13 protein-coding genes are annotated in these 12,665 nt (G+C 66.6%); 8 read left to right on the top strand and 5 right to left on the bottom strand.

Going from position 1 to position 12,665, the window contains the following annotated elements; genetic code table 11:
• Positions 1-185: 185 nt before the first annotated feature.
• The 4 genes from AWC08_RS12105 to mrf form a co-directional block, all read right to left on the bottom strand.
• Positions 186-1,748 carry an AMP-binding protein gene (locus AWC08_RS12105; RefSeq protein WP_069435652.1) on the bottom strand — a complete coding sequence of 521 codons (1,563 nt, stop codon included), beginning with the start codon at positions 1,746-1,748 and terminating at the stop codon, positions 186-188.
• Positions 1,745-2,632 (bottom strand): SDR family NAD(P)-dependent oxidoreductase, encoded by an 888-nt coding sequence (locus AWC08_RS12100; protein ID WP_065135234.1) that lies wholly within the window; start codon positions 2,630-2,632, stop codon positions 1,745-1,747. The genes AWC08_RS12105 and AWC08_RS12100 overlap by 4 nt, the downstream gene beginning before the upstream one ends.
• Positions 2,633-2,736: 104 nt before the next feature.
• Entirely contained in the window at positions 2,737-2,997 is a 261-nt protein-coding gene (locus tag AWC08_RS12095) for a type B 50S ribosomal protein L31 (protein WP_065135221.1), read from the bottom strand.
• Positions 2,994-4,190 (bottom strand): ribosome hibernation factor-recruiting GTPase MRF, encoded by a 1,197-nt coding sequence (gene mrf, locus AWC08_RS12090; RefSeq protein WP_069435246.1) that lies wholly within the window; start codon positions 4,188-4,190, stop codon positions 2,994-2,996. The genes AWC08_RS12095 and mrf overlap by 4 nt, the downstream gene beginning before the upstream one ends.
• 81 nt (positions 4,191-4,271) lie before the next feature.
• Between mrf and rpmB the strand changes: the two genes are divergently transcribed.
• Genes rpmB through rpsR form a run of 4 tightly spaced genes read left to right on the top strand, consistent with a single transcriptional unit; the run spans position 4,272 to position 5,229 of the window.
• Positions 4,272-4,508, top strand: coding sequence for a 50S ribosomal protein L28 (gene rpmB, locus AWC08_RS12085; protein ID WP_065135223.1), 237 nt, complete (start codon positions 4,272-4,274; stop codon positions 4,506-4,508).
• Positions 4,508-4,672, top strand: coding sequence for a 50S ribosomal protein L33 (rpmG, locus tag AWC08_RS12080; protein WP_065135224.1), 165 nt, complete (start codon positions 4,508-4,510; stop codon positions 4,670-4,672). The genes rpmB and rpmG overlap by 1 nt, the downstream gene beginning before the upstream one ends.
• Positions 4,673-4,978, top strand: coding sequence for a 30S ribosomal protein S14 (rpsN, locus tag AWC08_RS12075; protein WP_065135225.1), 306 nt, complete (start codon positions 4,673-4,675; stop codon positions 4,976-4,978).
• Positions 4,978-5,229, top strand: a complete 252-nt coding sequence (gene rpsR, locus AWC08_RS12070; protein ID WP_069435245.1) for a 30S ribosomal protein S18 — start codon at positions 4,978-4,980, stop codon at positions 5,227-5,229. Before rpsN ends, rpsR begins: the two co-directional genes overlap by 1 nt.
• On the opposite strand, the gene AWC08_RS12065 is transcribed toward rpsR, so the two are convergent.
• Entirely contained in the window at positions 5,226-6,134 is a 909-nt protein-coding gene (locus tag AWC08_RS12065; RefSeq protein ID WP_069435244.1) for an oxygenase MpaB family protein, read from the bottom strand. The two genes, rpsR and AWC08_RS12065, sit on opposite strands and share 4 nt — an antisense overlap.
• Before the next feature lie 127 nt (positions 6,135-6,261).
• Here AWC08_RS12065 and AWC08_RS12060 point away from each other — a divergent pair, with 127 nt between their 5' ends.
• The 4 genes from AWC08_RS12060 to AWC08_RS12045 all read left to right on the top strand — a co-directional run bounded on the left by AWC08_RS12060 (position 6,262) and on the right by AWC08_RS12045 (position 12,641).
• Positions 6,262-6,846 (top strand): TetR/AcrR family transcriptional regulator, encoded by a 585-nt coding sequence (locus AWC08_RS12060; RefSeq protein WP_065135228.1) that lies wholly within the window; start codon positions 6,262-6,264, stop codon positions 6,844-6,846.
• Positions 6,847-7,006: 160 nt separating this feature from the next.
• The gene (locus tag AWC08_RS12055; RefSeq protein WP_069435248.1) at positions 7,007-8,806 is read left to right on the top strand and encodes a thiamine pyrophosphate-requiring protein; all 1,800 of its coding nucleotides are present in this window, start codon (positions 7,007-7,009) and stop codon (positions 8,804-8,806) included.
• Positions 8,807-8,876: 70 nt separating this feature from the next.
• Entirely contained in the window at positions 8,877-10,265 is a 1,389-nt protein-coding gene (locus AWC08_RS12050) for an adenylate/guanylate cyclase domain-containing protein (RefSeq protein ID WP_065136498.1), read from the top strand.
• Between the two features lie 51 nt (positions 10,266-10,316).
• The gene (locus tag AWC08_RS12045; protein ID WP_083271402.1) at positions 10,317-12,641 is read left to right on the top strand and encodes a heavy metal translocating P-type ATPase; all 2,325 of its coding nucleotides are present in this window, start codon (positions 10,317-10,319) and stop codon (positions 12,639-12,641) included.
• Positions 12,642-12,665 lie beyond the last annotated feature (24 nt).

Below are 12,665 nucleotides of genomic sequence, written 5' to 3'. Positions count from 1 at the left end.
GCGACAACAGACTGGTCGAACTCCACAAATACCGCACCCGCCACAACAACTACGGCATCACCGAATGGCGCCCACCCAAACACCTGGACATCGGGCGCCCCCGCACCAACTGCATGCATCACCCGGGAAGGCCACTGAAACCCGAGGATGACGACGACGAACCCGAGTGACAGTAAGCGGGTTTGCTAGCCGGACAACTCCCGGCGCACCACCTTGCCCGCCGGATTGCGCGGGATGCTTTCGACGATGTTGATGTCCCTGGGCTGCTCGAAACGAGAAACCTTGCCCCGCAGATATTCTCGCAGCGTCGGCTCGTCCACAGAACTGTCCTCGCGCAGCACGACGAACGCCGCCAGGCGCTTGCCGAACTGTTCGTCGGCGACGCCGACGACCGCATTCTCGGCCACCTCCGGGTGTCCGGCGAGTGCGTTCTCCAGAGCGCGGGGATAGACGTTCTCACCGCCCGAGACGATCATGTCGTCTTCGCGGCCAACGATATACAGACGGCCGTCCTCGTCGAGGTAACCCATATCGCCGGTGCTGGTCATGCCGTCGATGACCGTCTTGCCGCCGCCGCCGGTGTAGCCGTCGGAGGCCAGCCCGCCCCCGACGAATATCCTGCCGGTGACCCGCGGCCCGACCGGCCGGCCGCTGCGGTTGTAGATGCGCACCGGACATCCGGCGACCGGCCTGCCCACCGTCTCCGGAAAGCGGCGCAGCTCTTGCGGTGTGGCCAGCGACCCGATGCCCACCTCGGTAGAGCCGTAGAGGTTGTAGAGGACGTCACCGTAGGCATCCATGAACCGGCGCGCCAGGGCAGGATCCAGCCGGTCGCCGCTGGAGATGACAACTCGCAAGCAGGACAAGGGATTTCGAGCCCGGACCCGCTGCGGCAGATCCAGCATCCGGGCCAACATGATCGGCACCGCGCTCATCGCCTCGGCTCGGTGCAACGACGCCTGCGCCAGTACGGCTTCAGCGTCGAAGCGCCGCCGGGTCAGCACCGTACCACCCAAAGCGATGGCCATCATCAGGATGCCGAAGCCGAGGCCGTGGAACATCGGGGCCGCCAGGGAGATTCGCGTGCCGACCCGCAGCCCGGTACGCGACAGAATCGTCATGCTGACGCCCACTCCCGAACTCAAGTGAGGCGTGCGTGGGACTCCCTTCGGGATTCCGGTGGTACCCGAGGTCAGCAACACCATGCGACCGGACGGGGCCACCTTGGGCCGGGCCACGCCCAGGCACGGTTCGGCGGTGGCCGGATCGATGATCCGGATGGGCTCCTCGCTCGCCCTGATCTGATCGGCGAACTCGCTGTCGCAGAACATGATTCGGATACGGTGCGCACCGAGCGCGCCAGCGAGGGCATCGGCGCGAAATTCGGTGTTCACCAGCACTACATCGGCACCCACCAGCGCCGTGGCGAAAACCGCCGCCACAAAGTTGCGGCCGTTGCGCGCCATGACGCCGACCGGGCGTCCCGGCCCTACGCCGGCATCGAGCAGTTCCAGCGCCAGGGATTCGGTCATCGACTGCAGTTCGTGGTAGTTGAGCGCCCCGTCCTCGTCGATGATCGCGGTACGCTGCGGCCATCGCGCCGCCGACACGGCCAGCAGGGTGAAGAGGTTGGTCCCACCCCGGCAGACCTCGCGGACCAGACGCAACCCGGCGGTGGGACCGGGCGGACCCAGCAGACCCGATGACAGCACCGCACGCGCCGTCGTGCCGAGCACGCTGTCCGTCATGACCGGGCGTCCTGCCGGGATTCCGCGAAAAACCGGCGGTACCACAGGCGGGCGGCGCGTTCGGCGGGCCCGGCCAACAGCACCGAGGCGATCTCGGCCGGCCACACCCAGGGCGGTTCGTTGGTGCGGGGCCGTTCGATGATGACCTTCGCCACGGCGTCGGCAGCCTCGTCGGGCGTCAGTCCGGGCAACCGGCCCAGCAGCGGCGTCGGCGCGATCATCCGGGTGCGGACCAGCGCGAAGTAGATCGTCGAGACGTCGATGCCGTCCACGTGCAATTCCGGTGCGACGCTACGCAGCCACCGGTCGAAAGCACCTTTCGATGCCTGGTAGGCCCCCCACTGCGGCCCCGGGACCACCCGTACGCCGACGCTGGACACGTTGACCAGGTGCCCGCGGGCGTTTTCGCGCATGGCCGGCAACAACCCGAGCAGCAGCCAGATGGGTCCCAGATAGTTGACATCGATCGTGCGCTGGAAGTCGTGCGGGCGGTCGTACTGCTCGTGCAGTGACCGGCGCAGCGACTTACCCGCGTTGCTCACGATGATGTCCAGTGGGCCGTGATTCTCGTTGATCTGTTTCGTCAGCACGCTGACGGCGGCCTCGTCACTGAGGTCGGTCGGATAGACCACAGCCTGTCCTCCGCCGGTGTTGATCGCGGCGGCGACATCCTCCAGGCGTTCGGCCGAACGGGCCACCATCAGCACGGTCGCCCCGGCCGCCGCCAGCTTGCGCGCGGTCGCCTCGCCGATGCCGTAGGACGCGCCGGTGACCAGCACGGTGCGGCCTGAGACGGATTCCCGCAGCTTGTCCGGGTCCGGCTCGCGCGCCGGGTTGGCCAACCTGCTGGCAGCCGAATCAATCGCCTGCGAAACCAGATTCATCGGCTGCATCCCTCATCGCTATCGACCCGTCTCTATCCATCGAAACACAGTTATGACCCATGGTCACGATGGCATTCGAAGGCCCGATGCGTCAGGGGTTTCAGTTATCTCGATCGCGAACCGTATCGCCGATGGAAACGCTCCACGCGCCCGGCGGCGTCCAAAGTGCGCTGCGTGCCCGTCCAGAACGGATGGGATTCCGACGATACTTCGACGACCACCAGCGGATATGTCTGTGGGCCGGCTGGTGTCATCCACTCGACGGAGCGGGAGCTGGTTAGGGTGGAACGGGTCAAGAACATCTCGCCGGTGTTGGCGTCCTGAAACACCACCGGGTGATAGTCGGGATGAATGCCTGGTTTCATCCGCGTCGCCCGTCGTTGCGGTGCGCCGAGAACTCCCCCGCTTCGTCCGGCAGCTCGTGGCACGGATCCTGGTGCCAGTCGCCGAACGGGTCCTGGTAACCGCGCCAGGAATCCGGATAGGCCATTTCGGCATCCGTCAGGAGGGCGGCACTCAACGCATTCGTGACATCGGCGGGATCGGCGCCGCAGACCAGTACCGTCATCGCGGTGTGCCGGTCGCCATGCTGGTACTCCCACAGCAGATCGGCGAACAAACGGCGCTCCCGGTCGGCGTAGGCCGCCTCCGACGGGGTCATGGCCGCCAGCCACTTCCCGGCCGAAGCGACCCGTAGACCGCCGCCGGCCGATTCCAGCCACATCACCTGGTCGGGTCGGTTGGCCAGCCACAGCCGCCCGCGGGTGCGAACCACCCCGTCGAGCAACGTGTCAACCGAGGCATGCAGACGCTCCGGATGAAACGGGCGCCGCGCATTGAACTCGACGAGGCTTACTCCCCCGTCGGGGGCCAGCGGCGGCAATCCCGCCAGTAGCGGTCCGTGCGGATGGTCACTGCGGCCGCACCGTGACTGCTCGTCCAGGTTCGCCAGGGCCAGTTCGACGCGATCACTTCCGACGGTGATGCGTGCCCGGGGGGCAAGCCGACGCAACACAGCCAGCGTGACCGGCTCGGGGCGCGTCAGCACCAGCAGGTCAGCGAACTCGGCCTGGCCCACAGCGGCCTGAGCCACGGTCCTACCGTCCGGCAGGATGTCGTCTCCGAGCGATTGCCCTAACCAGTTGTCCGCATCCACGCACGTCACCACCCCGGCGATCCGCACGTCGACGGCCGCCGGTCCGTCCGGATAGCCGGGACCGACCCGCACCCTGACGTGATTGATCGCCCAGCAGACTGGCTCCGGCTCCAGCCACGACGCCAAATGCACGACGATGCGGTCCACGTTGGAGCGTCGATGCAGCTTCCGCAGCAGCACCAGCAGATCGTTACGGATGGTGCAGGACAGGCAGCCGTGCGCCAACTCCAGCGCTTCATGGTTGGTGCGCAATTCGCCACGATCCAAGGTGATGACCGAGCGGCGCACCACCTGACCGTCGAACCGGTGCTCGACTACGGCGGTTCCCCTTTGCCGCAACAGAGCGCCGGTCACCTCGTCGCTGGAGCCCTGACCGGCTACCAGGAGCACTGGAGTTCGCATCTCTCACCCCTTATTGAAAACCATTTTCATTAAGGCTACAGTCGCAAGCGGCACTTGTCCAAGCAATCAGAGGAGGCCGCCATGTCAGCGCGTTGCCAAGTCACCGGTCGCACAGTGAGTTTCGGCAACACGGTGTCGCACTCGCATCGCCGCACGCGCCGCCGGTGGTCACCGAACCTGCAGCGCAAGACCTATTACCTGCCCTCGGAGGACCGCCGCATCACGCTGCGAGTCAGCACCAAGGGCATCAAAGTCATCGACCGGGACGGGATCGAAGCGGTCGTGGCCCGCTTGCGCCGCAGTGGTGAGCGGTTCTGATGGCACGCAACGAGATTCGCCCGATCGTCAAGCTACGTTCCACTGCAGGAACCGGCTACACCTACGTCACCCGCAAGAACCGCCGCAACGATCCGGACCGCATCACGCTGCGGAAGTACGACCCGGTGGTCCGCCGGCACGTCGAGTTCCGGGAGGAGCGCTGAATGGCCAAGAAATCCAAGATCGTCAAGAACGAGCGGCGCCGCCTGACGGTGGCGCGCTACGCCGAACGGCGGGCCGAGCTCAAGGAAGTCATCCGATCCCCGCTCAGCACACCCGAGCAGCGGGTCGACGCACAGCGGGAGCTGGCCCGCCAGCCCCGCGACGCCAGTGCGGTCCGGGTGCGCAATCGTGACTCGATCGACGGCCGACCACGCGGACACCTGCGAAAGTTCGGTTTGTCCAGGGTCCGGGTGCGTGAGCTGGCCCACCAGGGCCAGCTTCCCGGCGTGCGCAAAGCGAGCTGGTGATGGCGCAGCGACCGAAGCGACAGCTGCGCACCGCCCAACAGCCCATGGCAAAAAAGAACCTGCTGAAAAGCCTTGGGATGCAAAGCGTCGACTACAAGGACACGAACACCCTGCGGCTATTTGTGTCCGAACGCGGGAAGATACGATCCCGCCGTGTCACCGGGCTGACTGTCCAGCAGCAACGCCAAGTGGCCACGGCCGTCAAGAACGCGCGCGAGATGGCGCTGCTACCGTACGCCGCTACCCGCTAATTGTTGATCTTGCGCGGGTCCACACCGGCACGCGCCCACGCGTCGGCCGCCCACGATGCGTAGATCAGCCGCACGGGCAGCCGGTTGATCAGCGGATTCAGCGCCCGCATCACAGCGGCGAACCGCTGAAACCGCTTCTCCTTCTTGTCATCCCAGGCCAGATCGCACACCTCGCGCATCTGCGGCGGACAGGTCCCGACGATGACGAGCCGGGCGTAGGCGTTCAACGGCGCGGACAGGATCCGCCAGATCGGACGCGGGATTCGGCGTGGACCGGGCAGGCCCTTACGGATGTAACCGGTGCCGTACAGAACGGTCTTGTGGGGTACGAACCGGTCGAGCATGCCGTCCCAGTATTCGACGAACTCGTCGTAGGTTTGCGGCTGGCCGCGGTCACTGACGCCGTAGAGGCGATACCAGACCTTGCTTTCGGTGAAGATCTGTTCCTTCTCGGCGTGTGACAGGCGCCGGATGAACGTGTCGGCGTTGTAGAGGACCTGGTCGACGAACGTGGCGTGCGCCCAGTAGAACAACTCCGGGTTCAGCGCGTGGTAGCGGGAGCCGTCGTTGACGGTGCCTTTGATCGGCCTGTGGAAGTCGCGCACGGTGCGGCCCCACGCGTGCGGATTGTCGGAGTAGACGGTTTTCATCAGGGGCGGAGCGGTCCGCTTGGCCCGGCCCAGCGTGTCGCTGAACACGACCGAATGATCGAGTACGCCCTGCGCGAGCTGTTCGATGCAGTTCTCGGTGCCGGCAACGCGCTGGAATCCGAACAGCTGGGTCCGGTAGTCGCCGTAGAACTTCCAGATCAGCGAATCCGGCCCCAGTACCGGAGCCGTTTCGTCGATCTCGTCGACGACGACCGGCGCCGCTTCCCGGACGCCGGTGTCGAAACTCGCTGTCATCACAACCCCCTCCGGCACCCCCCGCGCCGTGAAGCAGAGACACAAAACCGTTCTTTTGTGTCACGATACCATTCGTAGCGGTGCTGCACTGGCAACACTGCACTGCCGGGCGGGAAAGAAGTGGAGCATGGCGGGGAGCGGCCTGGGAACGAGCGCGGAGTCTGTCGAAGAAACGATTCTGGACACCGCACGCGCCGTCTTCGAGACCTACGGCGTGCGCCGCGCGAACATCGAAGATGTCGCCACTCGCGCCGGCGTCAGCCGTAGCACCATCTACCGGCGTTTCCCCACCAAAGACGAGCTGTTCGAGGCCGTCGTGCGCCGCGAGGCGGAGTTGTTCTTCACCACGCTGGACCAGTCCACCACCGGCCGCAGCCCGCAGGAGGCCGTCATCGAGGCGTTCACCCTCGGGGTGCGCCTGATCGGGGACTCGCGGTTGTATTCGCGCATCGCCGAGAGCGAACCCGAACTGTTCGGGATGTTCTCCCGCTCGGACGTCTTCCCGATCGGCCGGTTCGCCGACGGCATCGCCCACACGCTGCGCCGTTGCGGCGCCGAAATTCCGGACGCCGACCTGGCCAACATCGCGGACATTTTATTGCGCGTCGCCGTGGGCATCATCGTGTTCCCGACCGATCGCCTTGACACCTCCGATCAAACGGCGGTCCGCGAGTACGCCGCCCGTTACCTGGTTCCGATCATCGGCAGGTAGTTACGCGACCCGATCGGGGTGGTCCCCGGGCCGATGCGCGTTTCGGGCAAGGCGGAACGGGTAAGGCGTCAGCATCGGGTATGAGCCGAGCCAGGCTTCTTATCTTCCGATGCTCGCCCGAGTGTCCCCCGCCAAATTTCCGGCAGGTAGGAGAGTGATTGTGCACGAGACCGTCGCCGACGTGTTGTTGTCCCGGCTCCGCGAATGGAATGTCAAGCAGGTCTTCGGTTATCCCGGTGACGGGATCAACGGTCTGCTCGCTGCCTGGCAGCGGGCCGGAGAACAACCCCAGTTCGTGCAGGCTCGTCACGAGGAAATGGCCGCCTTCGAGGCGGTCGGCTTCGCCAAGTTTTCCGGCAACGTAGGCGTGTGCGTGGCGACGAGCGGTCCGGGAGCAATTCACCTGCTCAACGGCCTGTATGACGCCAAGCTCGACCACGTCCCAGTGGTCGCCATCGTCGGTCAGACCGAGCGGTCCGCTATGGGTGGCGCCTACCAGCAGGAAGTGGACCTGCTGAGTCTGTTCAAGGACGTGTGCAGTGATTACGTCCAAATGTGCACCGTGCCAAAGCAATTGCCGAATCTCATTGACCGGGCGATCCGCATTGCGGTGAGTGAAGGTTGCCCGACCTGCATCATCGTCCCGTCCGATGTGTTCGAGCTGAAGTATGAACCGCCAGAGCACGCATTCAAGCAGGTCCCGTCCAGTCTCGGACTGAGCCCCGCCCGCATGAGCCCTGATGACGCCGCGGTGCGCGCCGCCGCCGATCTGCTCAACGCCGGCGAGAAGGTCGCCATGCTGGTGGGGCAGGGAGCTCGCGATTGTGTGGACGAATTGACCCAGGTCGCCGACCTGTTAGGGGCCGGCGCCGCGAAAGCCTTGCTGGGCAAGGACGTGCTGCCCGATGATCTGCCCTGGGTGACGGGTGCGATCGGGTTGTTGGGCACCACGGCCAGCTGGCACCTGATGATGGACTGCGACACATTGCTCACCGTCGGATCCAACTTTCCCTACACCCAGTTTCTGCCGAAACTGGACCAGGCTCGCGCAGTACAGATCGACCGGTCGGGCAAGTGGATCGGCATGCGCTACCCGTACGAGCTGAATCTGGTTGGCGACGCCAAAACGACCCTGCAGCAGTTGATCCCGTTACTACACCGCAAATCCGACCGGACCTGGCGCGAGGCCGTCGAGAAGCACGTCGCCCAGTGGTGGACAACCGCGCAGCGACAGGCGATGACCGACGCCGACCCTGTCAATCCGATGCGGATCTTCTACGAGCTGTCGACACGGTTGCCGAACAACGCCATCGTCGCGGCTGACTCGGGGTCCGCGGCCAACTGGTATGCCCGCCATCTCAAGTTCACCGCGGGCGTGCGTGGATCGTTGTCCGGAACGCTGGCCACCATGGGCCCGGGCGTCCCGTACGTCATCGGCGCAAAATGGGCTCATCCCGACCGGCCCGGTATCGCCTTCGTCGGAGACGGGGCGATGCAGATGAACAACATGGCCGAGCTGATCACCATTGCCAAGTACTGGCGGCAGTGGACCGATCCCCGATTGATCATCGCGGTTCTGCACAACAACGACCTCAACCAGGTCACCTGGGAAATGCGGGCCATGGAAGGCTCGCCCAAGTTCGAAGCGTCCCAGACGCTTCCGGACGTGGACTATGCCGCATTCGCGCGCAGCCTGGGTCTGCATGGTGAAAATCTGGACGAGGCAGGGCAATTGGGTTCGGCATGGGAGCGTGCGCTGGCCGCCGACCGCCCCACTGTGCTGGATGTGCGTTGTGACCCCGACGTTCCGCCCATCCCGCCGCACGCCACTTTCGAGCAGGCCAAGTCGCTGTTCCATGCGGTAGTCGGTGGCGACGAGGACGCGGCGGGCTTCATCAAGCAGGGCGTCAAACAGAAGGTGCAGCATTATCTGCCTGGTGAGAAGCGCGATCGAACCTGAAGCCCCGTCGTCTCGCGTCGGCCCGGGGACCGCAGGTGAAGATATCGGTAGCAATTACTAACCTGTATCTGTGGCGCAGGCTCCCCGCACTCGCTATGCCACCTGCGGCGACGTCGACATCGCCTACCAGGTGTTCGGTGATGGGCCCATCGACCTGCTGGTGCTGCCCGGCCCGTCCATCCCGATCGACACCGTCGACGCCGAGCCGTCGATGTACCGGTTTCACCGTCGCCTCGCGTCGTTTGCCCGGGTGATCCGCTACGACCAGCGCGGCATCGGGCTGTCGTCGCGGGTGTCGTCGCCCGACATGATCGGACCGAAGCACTGGGCCAAGGACGCGATCGCGGTGATGAACGCGATCGGGTGCGAGCGGGCGACCATCTTGGCTCCCGGCTTCACGTCGATGACCGGTTTGGTGCTCGCGGCCGACTATCCGGAGCGGGTGAGCAGCCTGGTGTGCATCAACGGCGCGGCTCGGACACTGCGCGCGCCCGATTACCCGATCGGTCACGAGGTCGACGCCGCGGATCCCTTCACCACCGTCGCCATCGAGCCCGACGCCGTCGAACAGGGCTTCGACATCTTGAGAATCATCGCCCCGTCGGTCGCGGCCGACAACGCGTTCCGCGCGTGGTGGGACATGGCCGGCAACCGCGCCGCGTCACCGAGCATGGCCCGGGCGATCATCACCGCCGTCCGGCATTCCGATGTGCGCGACACGCTGCCACGCATCACCGCACCGACACTCGTCCTGCATCGCGACAGCCGGGCTTTCAGCCCGATCGAGCACGGCCGCTACCTCGCGGAAAACATCGCCGGGGCACGCCTGGTCGAGCTCCCCGGCGAGGACACCCTGTACTGGGTGGGCGATGCCGCCGCCATGCTCGACGAGATCGAAGAGTTCGTCACCGGCGTGCGGGGTGGCGGCGATGCCGAACGCGTGCTGACCACGATCGTGTTCACCGACATCGTCGGTTCGACGCAGCGCGCCGCGCAGCTCGGCGACTACCGGTGGCGCGACCTGCTCGACAACCACGACACCATCGTCCGCCATGAGATCCAGCGGTTCGGCGGCCGTGAAGTCAACACCGCCGGGGACGGCTTCGTTGCGACGTTCACCAGCCCGAGTGCCGCGCTGGCCTGCGGCGACGCCGTGATCGAAGCGGTGCGCGTGCTGGGCATCGAGATCCGGGTCGGCATCCATGCGGGTGAAGTCGAGGTGCGCGGCTCCCAGAAAGACGACCAGAAAAGCGATGTGGCCGGGATGGCCGTGCACATCGCCGCGCGGGTGGGCGCGCTGGCCGGGCCCAGCGAGGTACTGGTGTCCTCGACCGTGCGTGACATCGTCACCGGCTCGCGACACCGGTTCACCGGCCGGGGTGAGCGCGAACTCAAAGGCGTGCCTGGGCAGTGGAGCGTGTGCGCGCTGGTTCGCGAACGTGCTTCGGTCAGGTCCTGATACCGCTTGTACGCTGGGAATACCGACGCGAACCGAGCACCGAGGAGGACCGTGGCGACTCCGCTTGTGGAGAACTCCGAGCGCCAGCGTGTCCGGCTCGATGTTTCCGGGATGTCCTGTGCCGCGTGCGCGAGCCGGGTCGAGACCAAGCTGAACAAGGTTCCCGGCGTGCGTGCGTCGGTGAACTTCGCTACCCGGGTGGCCACGATCGACACCGTCGACGCCGGCGTCGACGAGCTGTGCGCGGTGGTCACCCAGGCTGGCTACCAGGCGGTTCCCCACACCGAGTCCACGTCGGCGGCAGGCCCCGGGGACGACCCGGACGCCCGGCATGCCCGCAGCCTGCTCCGCCGGCTGCTGATCGCCGCGGTGTTGTTCGTGCCCCTGGCCGACCTGTCGAGCATGTTGGCGGCCGTCCCGAGCGCCCGGTTCCCCGGCTGGGGCTACGTGCTGGCTGCGCTGGCGGCGCCCATCGTGACCTGGGCGGCGTGGCCTTTCCACTCGGTCGCGCTGCGCAACGCGCGGCACCGGACGGCGTCGATGGAGACGCTGATCTCGGTCGGCATCGTGGCTGCGACCATCTGGTCGCTGGCAACGGCGTTCGTCCCGAAGCAGCCGCGCCAGACGCACGGCGTCTGGCAGGCCATCCTGCACAGCGACGCGATCTATCTGGAAGTCGCCGCCGGCGTCACCGTCTTCGTGCTCGCCGGCCGCTACTTCGAGGCGCGCGCCAAGTCGAAGGCGGGCGGCGCGCTGCGTGCGCTGGCCGCCCTCGGCGCCAGGAATGTGACCGTGCTGCTCGAGGACGGGTCGGAGCTGGTCATCCCGGCCGCCGAGCTCAAGAAGCGGCAACGCTTCGTGAGCCGGCCGGGGGAAACCATCGCGGCGGACGGGGTCGTCGTGGAGGGATCCGCGGCGATCGACACCAGTGCGATGACCGGCGAGGCCAAGCCGGTGCGGGCCTACCCGGATTCGGCGGTGGTCGGGGGCACCGTCGTGCTCGACGGCCGGCTGATCATCGAGGCGACCGCCGTCGGCGCAGACACTCAGTTCGCCGCCATGGTCCGCCTGGTCGAAGAGGCCCAGGCACAGAAGGCCCGCGCTCAGCGCCTCGCCGACCGCATCTCGGCCGTGTTCGTCCCGGTGGTGTTCGCCATCGCGCTGCTGGCCGGCGCGGGCTGGCTGATCAGTGGCGCCGGCGCCGAGCGGGCCTTCTCGGTGACCCTGGGGGTGCTGGTGATCGCATGCCCGTGTGCCCTGGGGCTGGCGACGCCGACGGCCATGATGGTCGCCTCCGGACGGGGTGCCCAGCTGGGGATCTTCATCAAGGGCTACCGCGCGCTGGAGACCGTGCACGGCATCGACACCGTCGTCTTCGACAAGACGGGCACGCTGACGGTCGGAGAACTGAACGTGAGCACGGTCACGACCGCGGTCGGGCACGAGCGCGACGAGGTGTTGGCCCTCGCCGCGGCGGTGGAAGCGGCGTCCGAGCACGCGGTGGCGACGGCGATCGCGGCCGCGTCGCCGGACCCGTTGCCGGTCAAGGACTTTGTTGCCGTAGCCGGTTGTGGTGTGGCCGGAGTCGTCGACGGCCGTCGTGTCGAAGTGGGCAAGCCATCGTGGGTCACCCGGGACGCCCCGGGCGCTGACATTCTCGACTCGGCCCGCCGTGACGGCGAGTCTCGGGGCGAGACGGTGGTTTTCGTTTCGGTCGACGGTGTGGCGTGCGCGGCCGTCGCGATCGCCGATACCGTCAAGGATTCGGCCGCGGATGCGGTCGCCGCGCTGCACCGGCGCGGGATGCGGACAATGTTGCTGACCGGCGACAACAAGGCCGCCGCCGACGCCGTCGCCGCCACGGTCGGCATCGAGACGGTGGTCGCCGAGGTGTTGCCGCAGGGCAAGGTCGAGGCGATCGAGCGGTTGCGCGGCAAGGGCGCGACCGTGGCGATGGTCGGCGACGGGATCAACGACGGGCCCGCATTGGCTTGTGCCGATTTGGGATTGGCGATAGGCCGGGGCACCGACGTGGCGATTGGCGCGGCCGACATCATCCTGGTCCGTGACGACCTGCACATCGTGCCGCAGTCGCTGGACCTGGCACGCGCGACCATGCGGACCATCCGGATGAACATGGTGTGGGCATTCGGCTACAACGTGGCGGCCATTCCGGTCGCCGCCGCCGGCCTGCTCAATCCATTGATCGCCGGCGCCGCGATGGCCTTCTCGTCGTTCTTCGTGGTGTCAAACAGCCTGCGGCTGCGTAACTTCAGCGCTGGCCCTGCCCGGCCGAGTGGGAATCTGGCGACGCAACACGCCGGGCAGACTCAATCGGTCGCTGCAACACCTGACTGGTTGAGGGGTGTTGTTTGATGGGGTTTCGCAAGCAGGGCAGCA

The sequence above is a fragment of the Mycobacterium gordonae genome, from assembly GCF_002101675.1.
GTDB lineage: Bacteria > Actinomycetota > Actinomycetes > Mycobacteriales > Mycobacteriaceae > Mycobacterium > Mycobacterium gordonae.
The sequence above is the reverse complement of the archived record's forward strand: the minus strand, read 5'-3'. Positions and strand labels throughout refer to the sequence as shown.